This is a genomic window from Comamonas sp. 4034, from assembly GCF_050434545.1.
Lineage (GTDB): Bacteria > Pseudomonadota > Gammaproteobacteria > Burkholderiales > Burkholderiaceae_C > Comamonas > Comamonas odontotermitis.
Genome location: NZ_JBNDIT010000007.1, coordinates 1 through 26,799, shown reverse-complemented (window position 1 = coordinate 26,799; position 26,799 = coordinate 1). Strand labels below are relative to the sequence as shown.

The 26,799-nt window shown below is 62.3% G+C and carries 25 protein-coding genes; 14 read left to right on the top strand and 11 right to left on the bottom strand.

Features of this window, described 5'->3' with window-relative positions:
• Window positions 1–157: 157 nt before the first annotated feature.
• Window positions 158–463 (top strand): BTH_I0359 family protein, encoded by a 306-nt coding sequence (locus tag ABIE32_RS09355; RefSeq protein WP_224150497.1) that lies wholly within the window; start codon window positions 158–160, stop codon window positions 461–463.
• A gap of 74 nt (window positions 464–537) precedes the next feature.
• Here the strand turns inward: ABIE32_RS09355 and ABIE32_RS09350 are convergent, their stop codons facing one another.
• Window positions 538–1,311, bottom strand: a complete 774-nt coding sequence (locus tag ABIE32_RS09350; protein WP_429015451.1) for an AraC family transcriptional regulator — start codon at window positions 1,309–1,311, stop codon at window positions 538–540.
• 101 nt (window positions 1,312–1,412) lie between these two features.
• Between ABIE32_RS09350 and ABIE32_RS09345 the strand changes: the two genes are divergently transcribed.
• Window positions 1,413–2,624, top strand: a complete 1,212-nt coding sequence (locus ABIE32_RS09345) for an MFS transporter (RefSeq protein ID WP_429015448.1) — start codon at window positions 1,413–1,415, stop codon at window positions 2,622–2,624.
• 66 nt (window positions 2,625–2,690) lie between these two features.
• Here the strand turns inward: ABIE32_RS09345 and ABIE32_RS09340 are convergent, their stop codons facing one another.
• Window positions 2,691–3,380 carry a hypothetical protein gene (locus tag ABIE32_RS09340; RefSeq protein WP_224150501.1) on the bottom strand — a complete coding sequence of 230 codons (690 nt, stop codon included), beginning with the start codon at window positions 3,378–3,380 and terminating at the stop codon, window positions 2,691–2,693.
• A gap of 158 nt (window positions 3,381–3,538) precedes the next feature.
• Complete coding sequence (locus tag ABIE32_RS09335; RefSeq protein ID WP_429015446.1) at window positions 3,539–5,998, bottom strand: adenosylcobalamin-dependent ribonucleoside-diphosphate reductase; 2,460 nt, start codon at window positions 5,996–5,998, stop codon at window positions 3,539–3,541.
• A 579-nt stretch (window positions 5,999–6,577) separates the two neighbouring features.
• On the opposite strand from ABIE32_RS09335, the gene purU reads away from it, so the two are divergent.
• The 3 genes from purU to ABIE32_RS09320 all read left to right on the top strand — a co-directional run bounded on the left by purU (window position 6,578) and on the right by ABIE32_RS09320 (window position 11,046).
• Entirely contained in the window at window positions 6,578–7,426 is an 849-nt protein-coding gene (gene purU / locus ABIE32_RS09330; protein ID WP_429015444.1) for a formyltetrahydrofolate deformylase, read from the top strand.
• Between the two features lie 313 nt (window positions 7,427–7,739).
• Window positions 7,740–10,739, top strand: a complete 3,000-nt coding sequence (locus ABIE32_RS09325) for a fibronectin type III domain-containing protein (protein WP_429015717.1) — start codon at window positions 7,740–7,742, stop codon at window positions 10,737–10,739.
• A gap of 13 nt (window positions 10,740–10,752) precedes the next feature.
• Window positions 10,753–11,046, top strand: a complete 294-nt coding sequence (locus ABIE32_RS09320; RefSeq protein WP_429015441.1) for a DUF6916 family protein — start codon at window positions 10,753–10,755, stop codon at window positions 11,044–11,046.
• Here ABIE32_RS09320 and ABIE32_RS09315 read toward each other — a convergent pair.
• From ABIE32_RS09315 to ABIE32_RS09300, 4 genes are read right to left on the bottom strand one after another with little or no spacing between them, the layout of a single operon-like run.
• On the bottom strand, window positions 11,043–11,615 hold the full coding sequence (locus ABIE32_RS09315; RefSeq protein ID WP_429015439.1) for a GNAT family N-acetyltransferase: 573 nt from the start codon (window positions 11,613–11,615) through the stop codon (window positions 11,043–11,045). The two genes, ABIE32_RS09320 and ABIE32_RS09315, sit on opposite strands and share 4 nt — an antisense overlap.
• Window positions 11,616–11,643: 28 nt before the next feature.
• The gene (locus ABIE32_RS09310; RefSeq protein ID WP_429015437.1) at window positions 11,644–12,180 is read right to left on the bottom strand and encodes a phage tail protein; all 537 of its coding nucleotides are present in this window, start codon (window positions 12,178–12,180) and stop codon (window positions 11,644–11,646) included.
• Between the two features lie 48 nt (window positions 12,181–12,228).
• Window positions 12,229–12,756: a phage tail protein gene (locus ABIE32_RS09305; RefSeq protein WP_429015436.1), complete on the bottom strand. Its 528-nt coding sequence runs from the start codon at window positions 12,754–12,756 to the stop codon at window positions 12,229–12,231.
• 51 nt (window positions 12,757–12,807) lie between these two features.
• Complete coding sequence (locus ABIE32_RS09300) at window positions 12,808–13,338, bottom strand: phage tail protein (protein WP_429015435.1); 531 nt, start codon at window positions 13,336–13,338, stop codon at window positions 12,808–12,810.
• Between the two features lie 161 nt (window positions 13,339–13,499).
• Here ABIE32_RS09300 and ABIE32_RS09295 point away from each other — a divergent pair, with 161 nt between their 5' ends.
• From ABIE32_RS09295 to ABIE32_RS09285, 3 genes are all read left to right on the top strand, one after another.
• Window positions 13,500–13,865, top strand: a complete 366-nt coding sequence (locus tag ABIE32_RS09295; protein ID WP_429015434.1) for a hypothetical protein — start codon at window positions 13,500–13,502, stop codon at window positions 13,863–13,865.
• 165 nt (window positions 13,866–14,030) lie between these two features.
• Window positions 14,031–15,530 (top strand): FAD-linked oxidase C-terminal domain-containing protein, encoded by a 1,500-nt coding sequence (locus ABIE32_RS09290; RefSeq protein WP_224150510.1) that lies wholly within the window; start codon window positions 14,031–14,033, stop codon window positions 15,528–15,530.
• 239 nt (window positions 15,531–15,769) lie between these two features.
• On the top strand, window positions 15,770–16,180 hold the full coding sequence (locus ABIE32_RS09285; protein WP_429015432.1) for a hypothetical protein: 411 nt from the start codon (window positions 15,770–15,772) through the stop codon (window positions 16,178–16,180).
• Between the two features lie 86 nt (window positions 16,181–16,266).
• On the opposite strand, the gene ABIE32_RS09280 is transcribed toward ABIE32_RS09285, so the two are convergent.
• Both ABIE32_RS09280 and trxA read right to left on the bottom strand, forming a co-directional pair.
• On the bottom strand, window positions 16,267–17,262 hold the full coding sequence (locus ABIE32_RS09280) for a DUF6882 domain-containing protein (protein WP_429015431.1): 996 nt from the start codon (window positions 17,260–17,262) through the stop codon (window positions 16,267–16,269).
• A gap of 210 nt (window positions 17,263–17,472) precedes the next feature.
• The gene (gene trxA, locus ABIE32_RS09275; protein WP_224150513.1) at window positions 17,473–18,429 is read right to left on the bottom strand and encodes a thioredoxin; all 957 of its coding nucleotides are present in this window, start codon (window positions 18,427–18,429) and stop codon (window positions 17,473–17,475) included.
• 111 nt (window positions 18,430–18,540) lie between these two features.
• On the opposite strand from trxA, the gene purE reads away from it, so the two are divergent.
• From purE to ABIE32_RS09260, 3 genes are read left to right on the top strand one after another with little or no spacing between them, the layout of a single operon-like run.
• A complete protein-coding gene (purE, locus tag ABIE32_RS09270; protein ID WP_224150514.1) occupies window positions 18,541–19,035 on the top strand; it encodes a 5-(carboxyamino)imidazole ribonucleotide mutase in 495 nt (164 codons plus the stop codon).
• Window positions 19,032–20,207 (top strand): 5-(carboxyamino)imidazole ribonucleotide synthase, encoded by a 1,176-nt coding sequence (locus ABIE32_RS09265; protein ID WP_429015428.1) that lies wholly within the window; start codon window positions 19,032–19,034, stop codon window positions 20,205–20,207. Before purE ends, ABIE32_RS09265 begins: the two co-directional genes overlap by 4 nt.
• Before the next feature lie 9 nt (window positions 20,208–20,216).
• Entirely contained in the window at window positions 20,217–21,215 is a 999-nt protein-coding gene (locus tag ABIE32_RS09260; RefSeq protein ID WP_224150516.1) for an L-threonylcarbamoyladenylate synthase, read from the top strand.
• Between the two features lie 83 nt (window positions 21,216–21,298).
• On the opposite strand, the gene ABIE32_RS09255 is transcribed toward ABIE32_RS09260, so the two are convergent.
• Complete coding sequence (locus ABIE32_RS09255; RefSeq protein ID WP_224150517.1) at window positions 21,299–22,456, bottom strand: SGNH/GDSL hydrolase family protein; 1,158 nt, start codon at window positions 22,454–22,456, stop codon at window positions 21,299–21,301.
• A 148-nt stretch (window positions 22,457–22,604) separates the two neighbouring features.
• On the opposite strand from ABIE32_RS09255, the gene ABIE32_RS09250 reads away from it, so the two are divergent.
• Window positions 22,605–23,600, top strand: coding sequence for an SGNH/GDSL hydrolase family protein (locus ABIE32_RS09250; protein ID WP_224150518.1), 996 nt, complete (start codon window positions 22,605–22,607; stop codon window positions 23,598–23,600).
• A gap of 192 nt (window positions 23,601–23,792) precedes the next feature.
• On the opposite strand, the gene ABIE32_RS09245 is transcribed toward ABIE32_RS09250, so the two are convergent.
• Entirely contained in the window at window positions 23,793–24,659 is an 867-nt protein-coding gene (locus tag ABIE32_RS09245; RefSeq protein WP_429015427.1) for a pirin family protein, read from the bottom strand.
• Between the two features lie 137 nt (window positions 24,660–24,796).
• On the opposite strand from ABIE32_RS09245, the gene ABIE32_RS09240 reads away from it, so the two are divergent.
• Complete coding sequence (locus tag ABIE32_RS09240; protein WP_224150520.1) at window positions 24,797–25,702, top strand: LysR family transcriptional regulator; 906 nt, start codon at window positions 24,797–24,799, stop codon at window positions 25,700–25,702.
• A 63-nt stretch (window positions 25,703–25,765) separates the two neighbouring features.
• A complete protein-coding gene (locus ABIE32_RS09235; protein ID WP_429015426.1) occupies window positions 25,766–26,338 on the top strand; it encodes a putative glycolipid-binding domain-containing protein in 573 nt (190 codons plus the stop codon).
• Window positions 26,339–26,799 lie beyond the last annotated feature (461 nt).

Here is a 26,799-nt window from a genome sequence, read left to right as displayed (position 1 = left end):
AAAAGTCCCGCATGTTTGTCCCCCGTTTGCTACGTTTCTTGCCCAAAACCGCCGTTGTTTGCATTGACTGCCATCAAAACCTGCTACAACGGTGCTGTGGACGCAGGCTTGCAAACCGGCGGTCTGCCACCACCTACGGTTCACAAGGAGGAACATCATGCAAATGATTTACGACTCGGACTCTTTCGTGGTGTTGCACCTGACACCAGAATTGCCCCTGTCCACCGACGGAGCAACCGTAAGCACACCCTCCGTTACCGAGCCCCTTCGCCATTTGCAGCGCCAAGGCTTTGAAATCGTGGACAAGCGCAGCGGCAAGGAACTGTACCTGGACGGTGCCTGGGCCGAAATGTTTCACCAGCAGATCCAGGCCTGGCAGGCCAATGCCCCCACCGAAGAAGAAGTGGAAGCCACGCTTGACCGTTACACCGGCCTGGCCCAGCAACCCGTGATCGTGCATTAAGCCACGCAGAGCCACTCAGGCGTCAAAAATACCGAAAGCTGCTTGCGTTTGCGCGCAAGCAGCTTTTTTGCATCTCAGCGGTAAAAGCCGGTCGGCGTCTGGCCGAACTGGCGCTTGAACATGGTGGCAAATGCCCCGGGGCTGTCATATCCCAGAGCCAGCGCCACATCGATCACCTTTTCGCCATGCGCCAGCAACTCCAGCGCCTTGAGCAGGCGCGCCTGCTGCCGCCAGCGGGCAAAGCCCATGCCGGTATCGCGCGCAAACAGGCGCTGCAGGGTTTTGGGGTCCACACCCAGGTGCTCTGCCCAGTCGGACAGGGTCGCATTGTCGTCTGGCCGCTGCTGGATGTGGTTGCAGATGCGCTGCAGGCGCGGATCGGCAGGCCGGGGCAGGTGCATGGGCAGCACCGGCAAGGCATGCAGTTCGTCCAGCAAAAAGCGCATCAGACGGCCGTCGCGCGAATCCTCCTGGTAGGGCAGATCCACCTCCATGGCGGCGCGGATCAGCTCACGCAGCAGCGGTGAGATGCCGACAACCTGGGCCTGCGTTGCCAGCCCGGGAGCGGCATGGGGGCGCACGAACAGGCTGCGCATCTGCACATCGCCAATATGGCGCACCTGGTGCACGGTGCCTGCGGGCATCCAGATGCCGCGCGTGGGCGGCACGATCCATTGGCCAGCATCGGCCACCACTACCATCACGCCATGCAGGGCGTGGATGAGTTGGTGGTGCAACGCGTGCCGGTGCTGGCCGGTGGTGCTGCCCGCAGGGTAGTCGGTGGCGTGGCATGCCACCGGCACCGGGCTGCGCTCCATGTCCTCCAGGGTTGGAAAGTGGTGAGGCATGCGATGTCCTTTTTGCAAAGACTCTAACCCAAAATGCGCAAGACAGGCACGCACGCCATACGTAGCATGGCCAGCATTCAGACTATTTGCGCCACGCCACCATGAACCCCTCGCTTGCTTCGTCCCCTCCCGTCAGCGCCCCGCAGGCCGCCGCGCCGCGCGCGGCCTTCGGCATACTGGGCGCCATCAGCTTCTCCCACATGATCAACGACATGATGCAGTCGCTGATCCTGGCCATGTACCCGGTGCTGCAAGGCAATTTCCAGCTCAGCTTCGGGCAGATCGGCCTGATCACCCTGGTCTACCAGCTGACCGCCTCGCTCTTTCAGCCACTGGTGGGCCTGTACACCGACAGGCGCAGCACGCCGTACTCGCTGCCCATAGGCATGTGCTTTACCCTGTGCGGCCTGCTGCTGCTCGCGTTTGCGCCCAGCTTCACCACCGTGCTGGCAGCAGCCGCGCTGATCGGCACCGGCTCGTCGATCTTCCACCCCGAATCCTCGCGGGTGGCACGCATGGCCTCGGGCGGCCAGCATGGCATGGCGCAATCGCTATTCCAGGTGGGCGGCAATACCGGCAGCGCGCTGGGCCCGCTGCTGGCAGCTGCCGTGATTGTGCCGTTTGGCCAGCACAGCGCCGCCTGGTTCGGTCTTGCGGCCGTGGTGGGCATCGTGCTGCTCTCGCATGTGAGCCGCTGGTATGCGCAGCAGCACCGCACGACCAAGGCGGCGCCCGCGCGGGTCAGCAACGGGCTCTCGCGCCGGCAGGTGCTGGGCGCGGTGGCCGTGCTGCTGGTGCTGATCTTTTCCAAGTACTTCTATGTCGCAGGGCTGTCGAGCTACTACACCTTCTACCTGATGCAGCGCTTTGACGTGGGTGTGCAGAATGCACAACTGCTGCTGTTCGTGTTTCTGTTCGCGTCGGCGGTCGGCACCCTGGCCGGCGGCCCGGTGGGCGACCGCATTGGCCGCAAGCCGGTGATCTGGGCATCGATCCTCGGCGTCGCGCCATTTGCGCTGATCCTGCCGCACGCCAACCTGTTCTGGACCGTGATGCTCACCATCATCATCGGCCTGGTGCTCTCGTCCGCGTTCTCGGCCATCCTTGTATATGCACAGGAATTGATCCCCGGCAAGATCGGCATGGTGTCCGGCCTGTTCTTCGGCTTTGCCTTCGGCATGGGAGGCCTGGGCGCAGCCGTGCTGGGCGTGCTGGCCGACCGCACCAGCATCGCCTATGTGTACCAGGTCATCGCCTACCTGCCGCTTCTGGGCATGGTGGCGGTGCTGCTGCCCAAGGTGGGTCGCAAATAATCGGTAGAAACGGCTGCTGGCACCCGCCTCAAAAGCGCCGGCAGCTCTATTTTCGAGAGCAGGTGATCAGTCATACACCTTGCACAGCTTGCGGATGTGCGGGTCGCGGATAGGCACGCGCTTTTCGCGGCGCACATCGGTCATCACGCAGGCGTTGGCCGTTGCATCGCTGATGCCGCCCACCACCACCCGGTAGCGGAAGTTCTGCTGGGTGATGGCCTTGCCGGGCGCCGGTGGTGTGTAGAGGTGGTATTCCCAGCTGCAGCAACTGGCCCGGCCCGATTCCACGTAGTAGCCGGGAATCCTCAGAAACTCGGCGTAACCGCCATCAAAGAACAGGTACACGCTCTTGCGGTCTGCGGTGGGCTTGTAGATGGAGCCCTGGCAATTGGGCCCGGCTCCGCAGTTGGTGCCCGTCACTTCCAGCACCCAGTTGCCGTCACCCTCCAGATCGCGCAACCTGGCCATGCGCCAGCTCTCCGGCAAGGCGTCCGGCGTCAGCGCCGTGCGAAAGCTGTCGCTGCCCTTGGGCTTGATGGAGAGCACGAAGGTGGAAGATCCGTCGTCCTGGCCTGCGTCGGCATCCCCGGTGGTAGCGCCATCGGTATCGCACCGGGTCTGCATCAGCCGCATCTGCGAGCCATCCTTGTTGTACTGGGTCTGCGACTGGCTTTCACACGCCGCATGCGCAGCAGGCAAGCCCGTCATCACGAGGCCAAGACACAGCAGTTGAAGCAATCTGAAAAAAGCCAGCATGGCGCGTTCTCCTCCAAAAAGACCCGTTTTGCACGCTGGCACGTACCTGCCAGTCTCTCCAAAGCGCACATTTTTTATCGCCTTTTCTGGTGCAAGGCGAAAAAAAGCCCGGCTTTCAGGGCCGGGCTCGGTATGCAGCATGGCTTGCCAATGCTTGATCAGCCGCAGGAGCCTACTGCGCCGCAGGAGGTGCAGTACTCGCAGCCATCCTTGCGGATCACGGCATGCGCGCCACATTCAGCACACTTCTTGCCAGCCATGGTCTGCATGCCGGTGGTCACCACAGGCGCTGCGGCCACTGGCGTCCAGGTGGTGTTGGTCACGCCGGGCAGGTTCTGCTGGCGGCGGCGCTCCAGAATCTGCTGCACCGCATAGGCGATGGCAGCCACCTCGGAGTCATGCCACATCGGCACATGGGTGCCGTCGGCCTTCTGGTAGGTGCCCAGGCGCACAGGGCCACGGTCCCAGGCAACCTTGCGCATATCGCCCAGCGCGCGCTCGAGGAAGCCGCCGCGCGCCGCCAGCGACAGCAGGCGCATGCTCGAGGTGATCCATTGCTGCGATTCGCCGCTTTGGCCCACGGGCATGAAGAACTCGACCGCGCGCTCAACCATGCTCTTGCCGTCTGCACTTGGCACTGGCAGGAAGGAGACGATGATGTAGAGGCGCTGCTGGCCTTCCTGCGTCCAGTATTCCACCTTGTCGGCCACGGCGGACAGCTCGCCTTCCGGACGGCGTTCGATCACGACCTTCATCGGGTCAGCGATGGCGGCAGCTGGTGCCACAGCTTCTGCGGCAGGCGCTTCCGCCTTGGGCGCGGGCGTGGTTTCCAGCACCGCACCCAGAATGCTGTTGGGGCGATAGGTGGCCAGGCCCTTCAGATTGGCACGCCATGCCTGCAGGTACAGGTTCTTGAAGTCTTCGTACGGGTAGTCGGCAGGAATGTTCACCGTCTTGGAGATGGCAGTGTCCACATAGGGTTGCACGGTTTCCATCATCGCCAGATGTTCAGTGGCGGACATTTCCAGCGCCGAGACGAAGTACGAGGGCAGGTTGTTCACATCGCCGCCCAGCTCGCGGTACAGGCGCCAGCTGTGGTCTTCCACCTGGTACTGGCTCTTACTGCCGTCGGCTTCGCGCTTGTTGCGGGTGTATGTCCACGAGAATGGCGGCTCGATGCCGTTCGAGGCATTGTCTGCAAAGGCCAGCGAGACCGTGCCCGTGGGCGCGATCGACAGCAGGTGGCTGTTGCGGATGCCGTGCTTCTTGATGTCCTCCTGGATGTCCTTGGGCAGGCGGCTGGCGAAGGTGCCCTTGCCCAGATACCCCTTGGCATCGAACTTGGGGAAAGCGCCCTTTTCCTTGGCCAGCTCGACCGAGGCACGGTAGGCCGAATCGCGCATGCACTCGGCAATGCGACGAGCCATGTCACGGCCTTCCTGGTCGGAGTAGCGCAGCGTCAGCATGGCCAGGGTGTTGCCCATGCCGGTAAAGCCCACGCCGATGCGACGCTTGGCAGCAGACTCCTCGCGTTGCTGCTCCAGCGGCCAGAAGGTCACATCCAGCACGTTGTCGAGCGCGCGCACCTGCGTGGCCACCACCTGTTGGAAATACTCAAAATCAAAGCTGGGCAGCCCGCCGAAACCAAAGGGGTTGCGCACGAAGTTGGTCAGGATGATCGGGCCCAGATCGCAGCAGCCGTACGAGGGCAGCGGCTGCTCGCCGCAGGGGTTGGTCGCAGCAATGCGCTCCACATAGCGCAGGTTGTTGTCGTCGTTGATATGGTCAAGGAACAGGATGCCCGGCTCTGCGAAATCGTAGGTGGACGTCATGATCGTGTCCCACATGTCGCGGGCACGCACGGTCTTGTAGATCCACTTGCCGTCCTCGCGCTGCGCGGCGCCTTCCGCACGCAGCTTGGCATTGGGGCGGCCGGTGTGCACCAGTTGCCAGTCGGTATCGTCCACCACGGCCTGCATGAAGGCGTCGGGCACGCCGACCGAGACGTTGAAGTTGTTCCAGCGGCCTTGCGTGCGCTTGGCGGTGATGAACTCCATCACATCGGGGTGGTCGATGCGCAGCACGCCCATCTGCGCGCCACGGCGGGCGCCTGCCGATTCTACGGTCGAGCAGCTCTGGTCGAACACGTTGATGTAGCTGCAGGGGCCAGACGCCATCGAGGCGGTGCCCTTCACTTCCGCGCCACGGGGGCGGATGCGCGAGAAGTCGTAGCCCACGCCACCGCCTCGGCGCATGGTTTCGGCCGCTTCACGCAATGCTTCATAGATACCGGGGTAGCCTTCGTCATCAAACCCCTGGATGCAGTCGCCCACGGGCTGCACAAAGCAGTTGATGAGAGTGGCCTGGATGTCCGTTCCCGCAGCCGACATGATGCGGCCCGCGCCAATGGCACCGGCCTGCAGGTTGGCGGCAAACTTGGCTTCCCATTCGGCGCGGATGTCTTTCTTCTCGACCGAAGCGAGCGCGCGCGCCACACGGGCGTACAGGTCATCAATCGTCGACTCATCGCCCTTGAAGTATTTTTCTTTCAGCACATCCATGCTGATGGCCTGGGGGGCCAGCGCCTGGTGCGGCTGGGTGATGTTGTCGCGCTTCATGTTGTATTTCCTCAAAAAATCGGTACTGCGATGGCAAGCGTGCAGCATGCCTGCCCAAAAAACAGGCGCACCTCTGCGGGCCGCGCCTGTTTTTCAGACAAATTCCCCGCAACCATGGGCACCATTGCGCCGGGCGCTGGTCAACGCGTGGATGAGGGGAATTTTTATGGAATCGATCAGCCGATACAAACTTCATCGCGTTTGCTCGGCACACTCCAATCTAACGTCAAAAGCCGGGCTTGAAAACCGCGAAGACCACCACTGTTGTGTGGCCGCAGCCTGGCACCCGGCTTGTCGCAAAAGCGGCCCAAAGCCCTCTGCGGAGCACCCCGGCAAGGGGTACAGGCGTTATTGTAGTTTGCTTCTTAGCTATCATTTTTGCAATTCCACCAAAACCACAAGATGCTTGATTTTGTTGGTATTTTTCGTTTCTCACGCAACTGACGAGCAAAGAAATGCTATGATTTTTAACTATTGATTTAACACTCATTTACATCCACCCGGTTAATTTCTACCTTGGTAAAAATGGATGCCTGAGTTTCCCGGGTTAGCCCTTAGTCCTGCGACAATGGCGGACTTATGACCAACGCTTACATCCTCACGCTTTCCTGCCCTGATCGCACCGGCATCGTGCATGCCGTGTCTGGATTTCTGCTGGAGCAAGGCGGCAATATCGAAGAGGCCGCGCAGTTCAACGACCATGCCACGGGCCTGTTCTTCATGCGTGTGCGCTTTGCCTGCGCCAATGCCGACTACGACACGCTGCGCGGCGCCCTGACGGAGTTTGCCAAGCCACTGGACATGAAGCTGCGGCTGTATTCGGCCAGCGAGCCCATGCGCACGGTCATTTTCGTCAGCCGCGAAGGCCATTGCCTCAATGACCTGCTGTTCCGCTGGAAGTCGGGCCTGCTGCCCATCGACATCCGCGCCATCATCAGCAACCACCGCGACTTCTACCAGCTCGCGGCCAGCTACAACATTCCCTTCCACCACCTGCCGATGTCCAAGGACAACAAGGCCGAGGTGGAGGCCAAGCAGTTCGAGATCATCAAGGCCGAGTCGGCCGATCTCGTGGTGCTGGCGCGCTACATGCAGATCCTGTCGGACGACCTGTGCCGCAAGCTCTCGGGCCGCGCCATCAATATCCACCACAGCTTCCTGCCCAGCTTCAAGGGCGCGCGCCCCTACTACCAGGCACACGAGCGCGGCGTGAAACTGATCGGCGCCACCGCCCACTATGTAACGGCCGACCTCGACGAAGGCCCGATCATCGAGCAGGATGTGGCCCGCGTGGACCATTCGCGCACCGTCGAAGACCTCACCACCATCGGCCGCGATACCGAAAGCCAGGTGCTGGCCCGCGCCGTGAAGTGGCACAGCGAACACCGGGTGCTGATGAACGGCCACAAGACCGTGGTCTTCCGCTGATTTGCAGCCATCCCCAGAAAAGCCAGCAGCACCCTGCTGGCTTTTTTGCATGGAGGCCTGCCCTGCCACCGTCCCTGCAGCTTCGACAAAACCACGCCGACGCATTGGCTGGCGATTTGCAGCAACGCAAAAAAGAAGTCGCACTCAATTTGTCGCATTGTTATACTTGGTTCACAATTTGACGCATTTGGGCAAAATCCCGTAACAGCCTCATCTGCGCCACCAGCCATCCATTTCTTCGGAAAGCGCAGCCGTGAAGCCACTTTATCGACAACCGATATGGGGATTTTTTCTACTTTGCGCCTTGTGCCTGGTGCCGCTCACGCGGCTCTGGGCCGCGTCTTCCATTTATTCACCGCAGCCCGCTTCGGTGGCATCAGGTGGCAGCGTCTCCATCAACATCTCGACTTTTGACGGCCCGGACAACTTTGGTTTTGGCGAGGGTGTGGTGGCCCCGCCCAACCAGCCCGTAGCCCCACTGCATGGCACGGCGGTGGTTGGCCCTGATATCAACGGCCAGCAGTTTGTGACGTATAGCCATGACGGCTCGGCCACGTCCTCCGATACCTTCACGTTGGAAGACCCGCAAGGGGATTGGCTGGTTTTCAACATCACCATCACTGCCTCCGGCTCCAGCATCACTGTTGCACCAGGCAACCTGGCGCTGCAAGCTGGCGCGGCCGTCAACACCACGCTCACGTCTACCGGAGGCACCGCGCCTTACGGCTATGTGATCAGCACCGGCACATTGCCAGACGGATTGACGCTGTCCCCGGACGGACTGCTCTCCGGCACACCGACTGTGCGCGGAAACTACAGCTTCACGGTCAGGGCGACGGACAGCCTGACAGTCAGCGGCACCAAGTCCTATGCCGGCATCCTGGCCAATCCCGATCTGTCGATTTCGCCTGCAACGATCCACCTGGCCACCGGAATGCCTGCCTCTGCCCAGGTACCCGTTCCGGGTGGGGTAGCGCCATTGACGCTTTCATTGCAACCCAGCAATGTGATGCCGCAAGGCTTGACGCTCTCCCCCTCCGGCAGTATCACCGGAACACCTACCGTGCCGGGTAGCCACGCAGTGCAGTTGCTGGTCAGTGATGCCTCGGTGAACCCTGTCGCCCCCAATACCGATTACAACGAGATACACACCTTGACCATCGTGGTGGCCAATGCCACCGTGCCGGGTGCGCCAGTCATCGGCACGGCAATCGGCGGCAACGGTACGGCCCAGATCGCCTTCACTCCGCCAGCCTCCAATGGAGGCAGCGCCATCCAGTCCTATACCGCCACCTGCGGGTCGATCAGCCAGACAGACACTGCATCGCCAATTGAAGTGACGGGCCTTACCAACGGTGTCACTTATACGTGCTCCGTCACGGCCACCAACGCCATCGGCCCCAGTGCACCCTCTGGCAACGTTTCCGTGATGCCCAAGGGCGCCCCGCAGGCCCCCTCGCTGACTGCCGTTCAGCCTGCCGATTCTTCAGCGACCTTGACGTTCAGCGCTCCTTCGTCTGATGGCGGCGATCCCATTACCGGTTACACGGCAGTGTGCGATCCAGGGACCATCTCCCAAAACGGAACGCTGCCCAGTATCACGGTGGCCGGGTTGAGCAACGGCGCCACCTACAGTTGTGTGGTGTTGGCCACCAACGCTCTGGGCAGTACGCCATCGAACGCGCTGAGTGTGACGCCCAGAACCATGCCCGCAGCCCCCACCATCACCAGTGCGGACCCGCTCAACGGAAAAGCATCGATTGTGTTCTCAGCACCTGCCAGCAACGGCGGCGCTCCCATCAGCGACTACCGGGTCAGTTGCAGTGGCGGCCTGACCGCAACAGGGCCGGGTTCACCGATCGAAGTGGGCGGAATGGCAAATGGCACCGCCTATACCTGCACGGTTGCTGCACGGAACGCGGCAGGCTTTGGCGCCGAATCTGCACTCGCATCAGTCACGCCATTTGGCCCGCCTGGGGCACCCACGATCTCCAGCGCAACGCCGGGAAATACGCAGGCAACGGTGACATTCACCCCTCCTGTGGCTGACGGAGGCCGCCCCGTCTCAGGCTACACCGCCAGCTGCAGCGCTGCCAGCGCCCCCACTCGCACACAAAACGGCACCAGCTCGCCACTGGTGGTGACAGGCATGGTCAACGCCACCGCCTATGATTGCTCCGTGACGGCCAGCAACCCCGCTGGGCCCGGAGTGCCATCGGCCACGGTGAGCGTGACCCCAGGCCTCGTGCCGGACGCGCCAACCATCGGGCTCGCCACCCGGGGCAATGGGCAGGCATTGATTGACTTCACGCCCGCCGCCCCCAATGGCCTTGCCGTGATCGATTTCACCGCCACCTGCCTGCCGGGCCCTGTGTCCGTCACCGCCGCCACGGGCCCCATCATGGTTCCCGGCCTGACCAACGGCACGGCCTACAGCTGCTCCGTCACCGCACGCAATGCCATCGGCTCAAGCGCAGCATCTGCGGCAGTCAGCGTTACACCGGCGACCGTGCCCGGTGCACCGTCCATCACGGCCATAGCGGCAGGCAATGCAGAGCTCTCCATCACCTTTGCAGCGCCCTCCTCCGATGGCGGCAACGCCATCACGGGCTACAGCGCCTCGTGCGGCGCAAGTACCACCACGGTCAGCGGAACCAGCTCCCCCTTGAAGATCACGGGGCTGACGAATGGCACCACCTACAGTTGCACGGTCAGCGCCACCAATGAAGTGGGGCCCGGCCCCGCGTCTGCCGCGCAAACCGGTATTCCCAGCGCCAAGAGCTATTCCGCGCCATCACCCAGCGGGACCGGCATCATCACGGCCACACTCAGCGGCGGCGGCGCCGGTTGCGGATTTGATACGAGCCGCTACCTGCCCGCATCCGAGATGACTACACCCCTGGCCGGTGTCAGCTTCCCGCACGGGCTGTTCGATTTCAAGACCACGGGTTGCGATGTGGGATCTGCGATCACGGTAGAGCTGACCTACCCAACGGCCATCCCCGCCGGCGCACAGTACTGGAAATACGGACCACAGCCCAACAAGGCGCCGTCCTGGTATGCATACCCTGCAAGCTTTGGCTCCAACACGGTCACCTACACGCTGACAGATGGACTGACCGGCGACGACGATCTGGTGGCCAACGGCGTCATTGCCGATCCTGGTGGGTTTGGTGTTGCGCAAGCGAGCGCAGAGGCAGTGCCGGTACCTAGCCAGTCGGAATGGATGCTGGCCTTGCTTGCGCTGCTGCTGACGGCGATGGCGTGGCGCCAGGCGCCGCGCCGCAAGGGCGGCGCCTGGCACAACAAATAATGGGAGCCCTGAGGTGAGATTCTTGACGCTGGAAGACTTCCAGCCCCATGTCGGTACGGTATTCGTAGGACTGCTGGCCGATTCCGAAGTGCCTTTCCAGCTGGTAGAGGTACAGCCGCTGCAATCGTCGGGTGGGGCGCAACTGTACCGCCAGCCGTTTTCCTTGGTGTTTCGCAACGAATCGGCGGTGCTGTTTCCACAGCAGACCTATTCCATGCGCCATGCGAGCATGGGCGATCAGGCCATCTTCGTGGTGCCTGTGGCACGCGACGCCACGGGCTTTCTCTACCAGGCCGTTTTCAACTAGGAAAGCACCGAACTTGCCGTTGGCGGTAGCCACTGCATCCGCAAGTGGCTGCCAACATCCTCCTGCACGGCAAACCCCAGCCGTTGGTAGAGCCGCAATGCCCCGGGATTGCCATGCGCCACATGCAGGCTTACCGATCGCCCAGCCCGGGCTGCTTCATTCATCACCTGGCACAGCAACGCCGTGCCTACCCCTTGCGACTGGTGCGTACCAAGCAGACAGATATCCACCACCGTGACGGTGTGCACACCCTCGGCAAGGTACAAACGGCCAATGGGTTGAATAGTGCCACCTGCGCTCTTCTGGCACACGATCCACCAGGTGGTGCCTGTACCCGCCTGCACAAAGTGCCGGTGCTGCAGCGCAAACTGGCTCTCCAGAAAAGCGGCCTTGATGGCTGCAGGCCAGGGCACCGGGGCCAGCTCGGCTTCGCGTGACTGGCTGTAGAGCATCTGCAGCCAGGGCAGGTCTTCATCACAGGCATGCCGTAGTGACAGGCCGCGCACCGCCCATGCAGCAGGCTGTGGTATCGCGTACCGGGAGCCTGGAAATGATGGAAGCTGCTGCACCCCATCCGCCCTTCCCGCAACTGCGCAATTAACCGAATGAGGGGAACACCCCTTGCAGGGCAATGCAGAAATTCAAGGCCAGGTAGGGCTGGTGGTTTTCATGAGGTTGAGAGCCGCCTGCGGGCTGAAGCGCAGTAGCCGCAAGCGGAGCCATCGCCCCAGCCGGAGCAAAGAACTTGGATGCAGCTTGCGACGGCAGATTGAGCGCCGCATTCGCCTGCGGTGTGGACAGGCGTTTGGCAGGATCACCTTGGTTGAAAAACTGCAGGGTGTGGGTATGGTTAGGTATTTGCTGCAAGGTCAGGGTCACTGCTCCAGAGCCAAAAGTCTCGCCAATGTCACGAGGCGTCAAACCTGGCCCTTGCCCCTGGTTGCATGCAGCACGCCCGGTCAGATTGGGTAGCTGGTAGGTGGTCTGCCCGTTACCGCCATACTGGGTACCCAGCAATGAAAAGAGCGCGGTATTTTGTTGAATGGGCATTGTGGCTCCGCTGCAGAACGCCCAACCCCTGGGAGCAAAGTTGAAGCCAAAAATCTGGATCTCGCCAATGAATGGTTCAGACATGGTGTACTACCTCTGAAAGGTCTCCGGTGCACAGCTGGGCACTGCCACTTACCCTTGCGAAGGGAAGACGCCTGCCCAGGCGATACAAAAATTCACTGCCAAGGTCGGCATCGTGTTTTCATGGGGCTGGGTGCCTCCCGCAGTACCCACAGTTTGCGAATGGGTTGCGATGGGGTCTCCCGCAACCTCGGTGGCATACAGTCCGTCCCCACTGATGGCGGCCAGCACTTGGTTGGATGTCGGCGATTTCGATGTTGCAGCCGCTGTACTTGCCAATACTGTGTGCGTATGGGCCGGCATCTGCGAGGAAATCAGTGTGACGGTTTCTGTACCCGCTTTTTGTCCGAGGGCGTATGGACTCAGCCCCAGCCCAGCCCCCTGATGAATCGGCAACCGCCCGCGCATGTCAGGTACTGCAAAGGTGACCTGCCCATCCCCCCCGTAAGTGGTACCAATAAGTGCATAAAGCACCTCATTTTCGGCTATGGACTTCAGGCTTCCGTCGCAGGCAAACCAGCCATTGGGGACGCGCCAAAAACCAAACATGCGTATTTCGCCAACATAAGGTTCACTCATGGATAAGGCCTCGTAAATCGTCTTGAAAGCTTGGCATCCGCCTCATGCAGCTCAATCGCGCGAGGGAAAGATCCCCAGCAGGGCAATGCAGAAGTTCAGCGTCAAATAGGGTTGCAAGTTGGAGTGCGGCTGGGTGTTGCCCGTCTGCGCAACGGATTGTTGCGACAGGGAAACCGTGGTCTGTGCTGCCCCGTAAATTGCCGTTGAAGCACTGCTTGCCAATGCGTTTCCCTTGGGGATACGGGTAGTGCCTGTGGCTGTAGTTGCTTGCAGAGTATGGGTATGTGATGGCAGATTGGTGGACAGCAGCGTGACATTTTCGACGCCGCCTACCTGGCCAATGCTGGCAGGAGAAGGGTTCCAGCCTGGGTCAACAGAATTACCGGAGCCAATGGGCGTGCGGCTCTTCAGATTCGGCAAGGCAAAGTTGGTCGTGCCATTGCCGCCATACTGCGTCCCCAACAACGAAAAAAGGGCTTGGTTCTGGGCAATAGGCAATATTTGGCCATTGCATTGCGCAAATCCCCTGGGCGCGAAATTGAAGCCAGAGATCATGACTTGCCCTATAAAAAATTCGCTCATCGGATCTCCTTCCAATCAGGCATCACGCCTGCCATGTCCAAGGCGCACACCAACCAAAGAAATATTTAGAAGCATTTTGCATCATTTTTTGTCAAAATGGCATGTATGTCTGCAGAGCCGGTCATCGGCTTTCACTCTTTACCAGGCTCAAGGAGGCCGCCATGGATCGCAGGAATTTTGCAAAGCGGGCGTTGACCGGCGTGGCGGTGGCAGCCAGTGGCTCGCCCGTGCTCGCCGCACTGGTATCGCAGCCCTCTTCCGCAGACGCCTTGATGCACAACCCCGTGGCATTCGCAGGGACGATATTCACGCTGGAAAACGGAACAACGCTCACCCTGGTCAATGTGACCCACGCAGCCGTGGACCGCCGTATAGACCAATGGACGCTGAAATTCCAGTGCAGCCAGCCGGTCACCGAAGGCATCCACCGCCTGCGCCTCCCCCAGTCGGGGCAGGATGTGGAATTGTTCCTGCAGCCGCATGGACAAGCCGCCATGGCCTATATCAGCAAGCTTGCCACGCCATGAAATTGCCGCCGTGCCGCACAACAAAGCTTGCTGCATGGCTGTCTGCTGCAGTTTCTGCCTGAAGACCACTCCCTTCAAGCGCCAGCAGCTCTTATTTTTGATTTCCCGACTCTCCCACCCCGCCCCTTTCCCACAGCGCCTGCCAATGGCGATACAGTTGGGGGCATGTCCGCTAACGCCTCCCCCCCGACCTCTACCGCAGACCGTGCCACGCGCCAGCGTGAAGTGGTTGCCGCCCTGCGCAAGGTGCTGCCCGATGACTGCCTGCTGTGGCACGACGAGGACACGACGCCCTATGAGTGCGATGGCCTGACGGCCTACCGCCAGCGCCCGCTGGTCGTCTGCCTGCCCGAGACATATGAGCAGGTGCAAGCTGTGCTGCAGACCTGCCACGCGCTGCAGGCGCCCGTGGTAGCGCGCGGCGCGGGTACAGGCCTCTCCGGCAGCGCGCTGCCCATTGCGTTGGGCGTGACCTTGTCGATGGCGCGCTTCAACCAGATCCTGCGCGTGGACCCCGCCGCCTGCACGGCCGTGGTGCAGTGCGGAGTGCGCAACCTGGCCATCAGCGATGCGGCGGCGCCCTACGGCCTGTACTACGCGCCCGACCCGTCGAGCCAGATCGCCTGCACGATTGGCGGCAACATCGCCGAAAACTCGGGCGGCGTGCACTGCCTCAAGTACGGCCTCACCGTGCACAACGTGCTCAAGATCAAGGGATTTACCGTGGCGGGCGAGCCGATTGAATTCGGCAGCGAGGCGCTCGATGTGGCTGGCTACGACCTGCTGGCCGCCGTGATCGGCAGCGAAGGCATGCTCGCAGTGGCAACCGAGGTGACGGTCAGGCTCATCCCCAAGCCACAACTGGCGCGCTGCATCATGGCCAGCTTTGATGACGTGCGCAAGGCGGGTGACGCCGTGGCAGCGGTGATCGCCGCCGGCATCATCCCGGCAGGGCTGGAGATGATGGACAAGCCCATGACTGCTGCCGTCGAAGACTTTGTGCGCGCTGGCTACGATCTGACGGCCGAAGCCATCCTGCTGTGCGAAAGCGATGGTACGCCTGAAGAAGTAGCCGAAGAGATTGCCCACATGACCCACGTGCTGCGCCAGGCAGGCGCCACGGCCATCAGCGTGAGCAACAACGAGGAAGAGCGCCTGCGCTTTTGGAGCGGGCGCAAGAACGCCTTCCCCGCCAGCGGCCGCATCAGCCCCGATTACATGTGCATGGATTCCACCATTCCGCGTAAGCGCCTGGCCGATATCCTGCTATCGATTCAGGAGATGGAGAAGAAATACGGCCTGCGCTGCGCCAACGTCTTTCACGCAGGCGACGGCAACCTGCACCCGCTGATCCTCTTCGATGCGAACGATCCCGACCAACTGCACCGCTGCGAGCAGTTCGGCGCCGACATTCTGGAGACCAGCGTCGCCATGGGTGGCACTGTGACCGGCGAGCATGGTGTGGGCGTGGAAAAGCTCAACAGCATGTGCGTGCAGTTTTCTGCGGAGGAAAACGCGCAGATGCTGGCCCTCAAGGCGGCCTTCGATCCAGAGGGCCTGCTCAACCCCGGCAAGGTGATTCCGACGCTCAACCGCTGTGCCGAATACGGCAAGATGCTGGTTCGCGCGGGAGCGATCAAGCACCCGGAGCTGGAACGCTTTTAACCCCAACCGCACGGTTCTAGGCACAACGGCGACCAAGGTCGCCGTTCTCATTGGACATGAGCCCCCGGCGCCCCCAACTCCCTGGCACCGCTGACCTGCTGCATGCGCCGCGGCTGACAGGGAGCCGCGCCTATGCATGCAAAGCTCGGATACATGGCAAAAATGCAGCCCGCCACGCAGTTGCAAGCTGCAGCCTGTATTGGCGCGCTCACTCGCGCCCTTGTCTCCAGGAGTTCAGCATGCAATGGTTTTCCTCTTCTCCGCAGTCATTGGCAGGCATTGCCCTCGTGGCGATAGGCTTGGCCAGCAACGCCGTGCAGGCACAGCAGCCGCCGCCCATGCAGAGTGTCGGTGCCGTGCAATACCGCTGCGGCGGCATTGGACTGGACGAATCCACCGCCATGCGCAGCGACATGCCCAGCTATCCGCTGGCCCTGCTGTTCGCCGCCGCAGATGGTGAATACCTTGCCGATGTGTCCGTGCGCCTGAGCGGCGCCAGCACGGCAACGTTTACCGCCTCGGGTCCGATCTGCCTGCTGCAGTTGCCCCACGGCAAGTACACCGTGACAGCCACTACCAAGGATGGCCGCGAAAAAAGCCAGACCGTGGACGTTGGCGCAAGCAGCAAATCGCTCGATTTCCGGTTCTGAAAAACCCGCTCAAAACAGATTTGCTATCAATTTAGATAGCAATGCGCTGATGGGATAGACGCCAGCAGCCGTTTTCGCACTAGGTTTTAGCCGCTGAGACTGCCGTTGATGGCAGTGATGCGGCCCTGCGCATCCAGCTTGGCGCTCACACGGTTGGCGCCCTGGCTCGCAGTGATCTGCCCGCCCTCGTCCTGCACGGCAAAGCCCTTGGCCTCCAGGTAGTGGCGCAGCAGCAGGCGGTGGTTCAGCTCGAATTCGCTGATGAGCTGGGGCACAACGGTCAGCACACGCTCGGGCTTGCTGGCCGCCGGTGCAGGCAGACCGTGGCCCGGGTCGATCAGCGCCAGCAGAATGCCTTCGCCGTAATTGCCCAGGTAGTAACCTGCGCTCTCGTCAGCGCCAGCGGCAATCAGGCCGATGGTATGCAGGTCTTCCTCGCGCAGCGCAGAACGCGCTTGGGTGAACAGTGCCAGTTGCTGCGCATTGCCAAAACCCAGCAGCTGGCGGGCCACTTCGGTGAACGCGGGTGCCACCTCGGCCTGGGTGTTGGCCCAGATCCATTGCCACGACCCTGATTCAAACGCGTACGAGCCCAGCACCTGCATGCGAAAGCGCAGGTCATCGCCAAACGCAATCAGGCCCTGGCTGGTATCGGCCGACCAGGGGCGGTCACCCACCTTTTCGGCAAAGTCAATCTGGCGATCCCAGGCGATGCCAGCATAGGTGGACAGCGCATCGCGCAGGCCCGGGTTGTTGATGACCGCAGGAATGGCAGCCAGCCGCGCAGCTTCGGCCTGTGCGGCCGCTTCAAACAGATCGGGCTGGTTGGTGTCTTGCGCAGCGGCGTCTTCTGCGTCCTGGAATTGCGCGCTGTCAGACGGGCCGGGGATGTCACGCTCATCCGCCACAGGCGTGGGGGCCACTAGCTCGGCGTGGGGATCGAACGCTGGCTCATGGGCAGCCTGGTAACCGGAAGGCGACGTGCCCCCCGGTGCGGTCTGCAGCGCTGCGCCCGCCTCTGTATGGGCAGCCGTTGTGGCCGACGGGTTCAGCCAGCCGAACAGTTTTTGCCACAGTCCCATGGTATTTGCTCTCCTGCGATCGCGGCACGCCCCATGCGCTCCGAGCGCCGTGTCTGCCAATTCCTGTAGGCCATCGCACGCCCGAATTGGGCACCTGCGCGCGCCCATTGCCGCTTTGCTGCTATCAGTATAGGTGCAAACCAGAGCCCTACGCCGCCGCAGTTGCAACGGGGTGTAGGGTTGGCCCGGTGGCGGCGCACCTGCAAGGGCTCAATTGAGCGCCATGCTCAGGCGGCGGCGGTAGCTGCTCAGCATGGCTGTCAGCTCGTCTTCCTGCTTGCCAGCCTTACCGGTCAGCTCGATGCCGCCTGCGGTTTTACCCGGTACGGCACCTGCATCCTTGGGCTTGGGCGGCGTGAGCAGCTCCAGAATGGCAATGTAAAGCTTGCGGGCCGCCTGGTCGCTCCAAGTCTTGTCGCGCATGATGATCTCCAGCAGCTCGTCCATGCTGGCCATCCACTGGCCTTCGGCCATCAGCACCCGCGCCTTGGCAAAGCGGGTGTCAAAGTCACGCTTGTTGGCGGTAATCAGCGCGTCGAACTGCTCCAGGGGCCATTCACCGCGGTCGTCTTCGTGCACAAAGCGGATGGCCTGGGCCCAGGCCTTGAGCGCCTCGAAGCGCAGCGGATGCTGAATGCGCTTGAGCGGCTCTTCAAGCTGGGCCTCGGCTTCATCGAGCGCGCCGGTCTGGATCAAGAGGCGCACATAGTCAAAGCGTGCATCGTCATTGGCCGGATCGGCAGCCAGCGCCTCCTGCAGCATCTGCAGGGCCGATTGCACATCGCCGCTGTCGAGCAGCGCCTGTGCTTCGCCGGCGCCTGCTTCGGCAGCCATTTCCGCCTCTGAAGGCAGGTGCTTGTCCAGAAACTCACGCAGCTTGCCTTCGGGCTGAGCGCCCATGAAGCCATCCACCGGCTTGCCGGCAATCATCAGCACACAGGTGGGGATGGAGCGGATACCGAACATGCCCGCCAGTTGCTGCTCCTGGTCGGAATCGATCTTGACCAGCTTGAAGCGGCCGGCGTACTCGACTTCGAGCTTTTCCAGGATCGGGCCCAGGGTCTTGCAGGGGCCGCACCAGGGCGCCCAGAAGTCCACCAGCACTGGCACCTGCATCGAGGCTGCAATGACTTCGGCTTCAAAATTCTGAATGGTGACGTCGATCATGTCGCTAAAAATCCGTGTTGATCAGGCAGCTTCACTGCAAAAAGTAAAATGGCGGGTTCCACCCTGGCGCGGGGCCGGCATTGTTGCCTGGGGCACCCGCCAACGCACACTATGACACCCATCCAAGTTGGCGTGGTCATGGGCTCCAGCAGCGACTGGGACACCATGCAGCACGCAGTTGCCATTCTCCAGCAATTCGGTATCGCCTTCGAAGCCCAGGTGGTCTCGGCGCACCGCATGCCAGACGATATGTTCCGCTTCGCCGAGAGCGCAGCGGACCGGGGCCTTAAGGCCATCATCGCAGGCGCAGGCGGCGCCGCCCATTTGCCGGGCATGATAGCCGCTAAAACCACCGTGCCGGTGCTGGGCGTGCCCGTGGCGAGCCGCCACCTGCAAGGCGTCGATTCGCTGCACTCCATCGTGCAGATGCCCAAGGGCGTGCCCGTGGCCACATTTGCCATCGGCAACGCCGGTGCCGCCAACGCGGCATTGTTCGCCGTGGCCCTGCTGGCCAATGAGGATGCCGCGCTGCGCAAGAAGCTCGACGCCTTCCGCGCCGAGCAGACCGAAGCGGCCCGCAACATGACCTTGCCGGTGAACGCATGAGCCATACCGCCAAGGACACAGCCCCCATCCTGCCGGGCGCCACCCTCGGCGTGCTGGGCGGCGGCCAGTTGGGCCGCATGTTCGTGCAGACCGCACAGGCCATGGGCTACTTCACCGCCGTGCTGGACAAGGACGAAACCAGCCCCGCGGGCCTGGTGAGCCACCACCACATCCGCACCGGCTACGAAGACGCACAAGGCCTGGCAGAGCTGGCTCGCCTGTGCGACGCCGTGACCACCGAGTTTGAGAATGTGCCCGCTGGTGTCCTGAACCAGCTCGCAGCCAGCCTGCCGGTATCGCCCGCAGGCTCTGCCGTGGCGATTGCACAGGACCGCGCTGCAGAAAAGGCCCATTTCGTGAAATGCGGCGTGCCCTGCGCGCCCTATGCGGTGATCGAGACCGCAGCGCAGCTGGCCGCCGTGAACGACGCCTTGCTGCCCGGGATCCTGAAAACCGCCCGCATGGGCTATGACGGCAAGGGCCAGATCCGCGTCAAGACCCGCGCCGAACTGGTGGCCGCCTGGGACGAACTGAAGCACGTGGCCTGCGTGCTCGAGAAAATGCTGCCGCTGGCGCACGAATGCTCGGTCATCGTGGCCCGCAGCCGCAACGGTGACATCGTCAACCTGCCCGTGCAGCGCAACCTGCACCGCGACGGCATTCTGGCCGTGACCGAGGTTTTTGCAGGAAATGTACCCGCCACGCAAGCCGAACAAGCAATTGCAGCTGCAAAATCAGTAGCAATTGGCCTTAACTACGTGGGCGTGCTCTGCGTAGAGTTCTTCGTGCTGGAAAACGGCCAGCTGGTGGTCAACGAAATTGCGCCGCGCCCGCACAACAGTGGCCACTACAGCCAGAATGCGCTGGATGTGTCGCAGTTCGAGTTGCAGGTACGCTGCATGGCCAACCTGCCGCTGGTGCAGCCGCGCCAGCACAGCGCCACCATCATGCTCAACCTGCTGGGCGACCTGTGGTTCAGCGGCGGTGTGGCCAAAACGCCAGCCTGGGACGAGATTCTGCAGTTGCCCGGCGCCCACCTGCACCTCTATGGCAAGGTTGATGCCAAGCCCGGGCGCAAGATGGGACACCTGAACATCACTGCCGCCACGCCCGAGAAGGCACGCGAGACGGCGCTGAAGGCAGCCGCCATCCTGGGTATCGAAGCGTTTTAAGGACTTGATGTGATTCTGGATGGAACGCTGGACACCTCGGTCCAGACCGCTGCTGCTGCCCTGCAGGCGGGCCGGTTGCTCGGCCTGCCCACTGAAACGGTCTACGGGCTGGCAGCAGACAGCGACAACGATGCCGCCGTGGCGCAGATCTTCACTGCCAAGGGGCGGCCCGCCAACCATCCGCTGATCGTGCATGTGGCGGGCGCCGACGCCATCACCCGCTACGCCAAGGAAGTGCCGGTTTTTGCCCAGCAGCTGATCGACGCCTTCTGGCCCGGCCCGCTGACGCTGATCCTGCCGCGCCTGCCGCAGGCCGCCAAGGCCTCGACCGGCGGCCAGGACAGCGTAGGCCTGCGCTGCCCATCGCACCCCGTGGCCCACGCCGTGCTGCAGGCCTGCCAGCAGCTCGATCCTCCCGTCTGGGGTGTCTCTGCGCCCAGCGCCAACAAGTTTGGCCGCGTCAGCCCCACCACCGCCCGCCATGTGGCCGAAGAGTTTGGCGACGACCTTCTGGTGCTCGATGGCGGTGCCTGCGAGGTCGGCATCGAATCGACCATCGTCGACTGCACGCGCGGCGTGCCCGTGCTGCTGCGCCCCGGCGCCATCACGCGCGACGACATTGCACGCGTCTGCGGCATGCAGCCGCTCTCAAAAGAAGAGCTGCCTGCGCATACCCCTCGTGCATCAGGAACGCTTTTGGCCCACTATGCGCCCAATGCCAAGGTACGGCTCATGGATGCCAAGCAGCTGCAATCGGCCCTCGACATTCTGGGCGCCGATGGCAAGAACATCGCCATCTACCACCGCAGCCCTCTGAAAGCCGGCAACACGCACCTGCTGCTGCGCCGCATGCCAGAGGCACCACTGGCCGTGGCGCGCGAGCTGTTTGGCATGCTGCGCAATTTTGACGACTGGGGCGCCAAGCTGATCTGGATCGAGACACCGCCCGAGACGGCCGACTGGGAAGGCGTGGCCGACCGGCTGCAGCGCGCCGCAGCGGCCGGTTGATACAACGCACAACGCAATTCCTGATAAAAAAGGCTGCTGGCGCTTATTAAACAAGCGCCAGAAGCTCTTTTTTCTATAGCAAATTACCACCCTGCCTGCACCAGACGCGTGCTGACGGCAACACCCAACTGCGTATGGCCGCGTGGCGTTGGGTGAAAGCTGTCGGCAAACACATAGCGCTGCCACCAGTCCGCCGAAGTCTGGCCTGCAGGAATGCGGGCAGACAAACCCGCTGCCGTACAGGTTGCCAAGTCATACTGGGGCAGGCCATTGGCATCTGCGCCGCTGGCCGGGCAGGCGGGCGTCGTCACATTGGTGTAGCCGTATTTCTGCGGCTGGCTCACCTGATCGTTCAAGGCAGCGTAAAAATCGACCACGGCCACACGGGTATCGCCCGCCAGACTGTTGGCGAGCTGCTGGTTGAAGGCGCGCACCCAGCCCGAGATCAGCGCCTGCAGCTGCTGCGCGGCCGCCTCGCCCTGCTGCACCGCTACGGCCTGCAACACCACGCGGAGCTTGGGCGTCAGGCTGACATCGGGCATGTTGAGCACCGCCACTCGCAGCGCGCCCTTGTCCACCGTCTGGCTGCGGATGGTGGCAGCCCAGTTCTTGGCCAAGGCCTGCAGATAGGCCCCCCCTGCCGTTGCCAGCCCGCTGGCGCCCTTGCCCATCAAGTCTCGTACCGTAGCGGCATCAAGCTGGGTGGACAAAAGAGCCTGGTAGGCCGCGCCCTGGTCGGTGGCCGCGCTCAGGTAGGCCGTCACCAGATCCGAGGCATCGTTGCCACCGCCGTCGATCAGCAGCAAGTCTCCCTTGCCGAAGCCCACCGCCGCCGCATCGCGCAACTGCTGCGGAATGGACAGCGGCGAGCTGGCCGACTGCAGGTAGTTGATACGGCCCCCACCAATGGCATAGTTGGTGCAATTGGCCTGTGCGGCAAAGCTGCTGCCATTGAAACGGTAGTGCGCGCACAGGCTGGTGCCGTACTGCGTGGCCACCTGATCGACCCACAGCGGGGTCGATCCCTCACCCACCGCCTGCGCTGCCTGCACGGTGAATTTGTAGCCAAAGGTGCCGCTGTCGGCCAGGCTGTCGCCCATCACCTTCACGGTGGTCACTCGGGTGTCGTCGTCATCGCTGCCGCCCCCTCCGCAGGCGCTCAGCAATGCAGCGGCGGCAGCCGCACCCGTCCACAGAGCCCACCGCGCCCAGCGGGCGGCTTGAAATCGTTGCGCGTGCATGCTGTCTCCTGTTGCTGTTGGTTGTAAGAACCCGAGCGTACGACTGCGCCTCTGCGGTGCCCATACAGGTTTACCACTCTTTACCTCAGTGCTTTGGTGGTCCCCCCCAGCCTCGCTACACTACGCACTACAAATTTGGAGAACCTACATGGCAGAAAACTGGATGCACCGTACCCTGTTGACCGCCGCGGCAGCTGCCTCGGTGGCTCTGCTGGCGGCTTGCGGCTCTAGCACCACGGCGAACAGTGTTCGCCCCGACAGCATCATCACCTTCGGCGACGCAATGTCCGACCTGGGCCAGAACTCCAACGGTCGGCCCTACTCCGTCACCACCACCGACGGCCTCCAAAACAACTGGACGCGCGAGATCGCCTACCGCTATGACCTGACCTTGACGGCAGCACGCGCCGGCGGCACCGCCTACGCCCAAGGCAATGCCCGGGTGGCACTGCCCGATGCCACCGGCACCAACGCTCCGTCCATCACCTCGCAGATCGACAGCTACCTGGCCGCCAACCCCAAGTTCCCCGAGAAGCAGTTTGTGCTGCTGAGCGGCGGCATGAGCGATGTGATTGCGGGCTACAACGAAGTGCTGGCTGGCACCACCACCGTGGAGCAGTACCTGGCCAACATGAAGACCGCAGGCAAACAGATGGCCGACCAGGTGCGCCGCCTGCATGTGGCTGGCGCGCCGCGCGTGCTGGCCATTGGCACCCCCAACGTCTCGCGCACCCTGTGGGCCAAGGGCCTCGATACCGCCAACCCGGCCGCCGACCCCCAGCCCACCAAGACGCTGGAAGACGCCACCAACGCGTTCAACCAGACCATGCAGGTCTCCCTGGTGGATCTGGACGGCACCCAGGTGCTGTACTCCGACGTGCAGTACTACTTCAACTCGATGACCGGCAACCCCGGCAACTTCAACTTCACCAACAACACCGACCCGCTGTGCACCACCGTGGATGCCACCAACGGCATTGGCATCGGTGCAGGCCAGATCAACTCGTCGCTGTGCACCATCGACACCGTGGTCGACAGCGGCAAGATCTCGCAGTACGTGTTTTCCGACAAGATCAACTACACGCCCGAAGCGCACCGCCGCTTTGGTGATTGGGTGTATGACCGCATGAAGGCCAACTGGTAAGCCATTAAAGCCACTAATAAGTAGCTGGCAAACAGGCGGTCATGCCACCGCCGGGGCAACCCGGCATGGCAGAGTGCCACACAGCAAAACGGACACCGAGGTGTCCGTTTTTTGCGTCTATCGCGCTCTATGCTTTTGATAGCTGTCAGCGCTTACCCATCAAGCGCTGGCAGCCATTTTGGCAAAACCCTGTCACGCCCGCATGCTGCCGAACTTGCCGCTGTTGAAATCGTTCACTGCCTGCACGATCTCCTGCTGCGTGTTCATCACAAACGGGCCATAGCCGACGATGGGCTCGTTGATAGGCTCGCCGCTCATCAAAAGCAGCACCACATCGCTGTTGGCCTCAATGGTGACCGTGGTACCGGATTGCTCCATCACCACCAGCTGCGCTTCGCGCGCCACATGCTCGCCATTGACCAACGCGGTACCCTCCACCATGGCCAGCGCCGTGCTCCAGCCATCGGGCAACTCCAGCGTGGCCGTCTGCCCGGCGCGGATGCGCACATCCCACACATTCATCGGCGTGAAAGTGCGGGCCGGGCCCGTTTGCCCCGCGTAGCTGCCGGCAATCACCCGCACCTGTCCCGCATCGCCGGGCAGCGCCACCGCAGGAATCTGCGCATTGCCAATGCCCTGGTAACCCGCAGGCGCACTCTTGTCCTTGGCTGGCAGGTTCACCCACAGCTGCAGCATGCGCAGCGGGCCGCCCTTCTCCGTGAAGGCGGGCGAGTGGAACTCCTCATGCAGAATGCCAGCGCCCGCCGTCATCCACTGCACATCGCCAGGCCCGATCACGCCACCCTGGCCGGTCGAATCGCGGTGCGCCACTTCACCGTCATAGACGATGGTCACCGTCTCGAAGCCCCGGTGAGGGTGCTGGCCCACGCCGCGCGGCGTGGTGGCGGGAGTGAATTCGGCAGGGCCGGCAAAATCGAGCAGCAGGAAAGGGCTGAGCGCCTTGCCATGGCTCTGGTACGAAAAAAGCGAACGCACGGGAAAGCCATCGCCCACCCAGTGCTGGCGGGGTGCGTCTTGAACCTGCAGAACGTTTTTCATGAGAGTATTTCCTTCTATGGCCCGCCAGTCCATCGTGCCGGAGGCCGTATTGCAATTATGGAGATGGAACACTGCTCGCACTAGAGGGCATAATTGGCCTAATTCGTTCTATTTGAAGAACGATATAGAAACCGCCCATGCAGCAAGACCTCAACGACCTGTATTACTTTGTCCAGGTGGTGGACCACGGTGGCTTTGCCCCAGCCGGCCGCGCGCTCGGCATGCCCAAATCCAAGCTCAGCCGCCGCATTGCCCTGCTGGAAGAGCGCCTGGGCGTGCGCCTGCTCCTGCGATCCACCCGCAAATTTGCCGTCACCGAAATCGGCCAGACCTACTACCAGCACTGCAAGGCCATGCTGGTGGAGGCCGATGCGGCCCAGCGCAGCGTGGAAGCCGTGCAGGCTACCCCGCGCGGCGTGGTACGCCTGTCCTGCCCCATCACCCTGCTGCACGAGCTGGCGCACAAGATGCTCACCGACTTCATGGTGATGTACCCCGATGTGACGGTGCAGCTCGATGCCACCAACCGCCGCGTCGACGTCATCGGCGAAGGGCTGGACCTGGCCATTCGCGTACGCACCATGCCACTCGAAGACAGCGAACTGTCCGTGCGCATGCTCTCCGTACACAAGCAGCACCTCGTGGCCAGCCCAATCCTGCTGGCACGCCAGGCCCAGCCGCGCGCGCCGCAGGATCTCTCGACCTGGCCCAGCCTGTGGCTCGGCTCACCCGAGCAGCAGTTCGTCTGGCACCTGCAGCATGCAGAGGAAAAGGCCATCAGCATAGCCCACCAGCCCCGCCTCATCACCACCGACATGGTGGCCCTGCGCGGCGCGGCGCTGGCAGGCCTGGGCGTCGTGCAGCTGCCCATGATCATGATCCACGAACAGATTGCCGCCGGCACCCTGGTGCGCGTGCTGCCCGAATGGGGCCCGCGCGAAGAAGCCGTGCACGCCGTATTTGCCAGCCGCCGCGGCATGCTGCCCGCGGTGCGCGCGCTGATCGACCATCTGGCAGTGGAGTTTGCCAAGGTGGAATGCTGAAAGCGGCGAACGAATAGCGCGTTCACCATGGAGTCCGCCACCATCCAAATCAGGAGTGAGCCCATGTACACCGTACTCTGGAAATGCCTGGACAAGGAAGGCCTGGACGCCTGCCGCATCACCCAAGGCCCGGGTGGCTGGACAATCGAAGGCACAGCCATATTCCACCACCAGAGCAACATTGCCAGCACTGCCAACCTGCACTACCAATTGCGCTGCGATAGCCACTGGGCCAGCCAGGAAGCAACCGTGCAGGGCTGGGTGGGCACCAGAAACATTGACCTGCACATCGCCCGTGGTGCCGGCGGAACATGGCTCATCAACGCGCAGCCCGATCACGGCCTTGACGGACTGGTCGACATCGACCTGGGCTTCACCCCGGCCAGCAATACCAACGCCATACGGCGTTTGAACCTGCAAGCCTCCGAGACTGCTTCAACCATTGCCGTGTGGCTGGACGCCGATGATTGGCAGGTGAAGAGGCTGCAGCAAACCTACCACCGCGTCAGCCCACACGCCTACGACTACACATCCCCCGAGCACCACTACCGCGCCAGGCTGGAAGTTACCGACTTTGGCGCGGTATCAGAATATCCGGGGTTGTGGAGAATGCTGGGCATCGACAAGAAGGCGTGAGCCATGCCACGGCTAAGGGTCTCCGTCCTGTGGTAGCCAGCCACGCATAAAACTGTCGCCCGGCGATCAGCTCTTCAAGTCAAAAACGGTACATGCCGCGCGCCTGATAGCGGGCTGGAAGCGCTGAGCATTCCTGCCACACATCGTCAGCATCTTCGCTATGAAGCATCAGACAGACCTGACTTGCATCATTCCTCCCACGTCATGGTGCGCCTTCTGTCATTTGGTTGTTGAAAGCCATACGCAATCAACATATGCTCATCGATAGCAAATAATCAACAACCCGACCATGAAACAGGCAAGACCTGACTTCAGATATATCTATTTTTTAGATATTTACCCCAATTTTCGACAATGCATCCGCGGGGCCTTGTTGCATAAATCGGTTTGGGACTGAGTCTCCCCAAACCCCAGACGTAGTTATGCCACGGCCACCGTTTGGGGCGTGCCCAGCTCGGTGA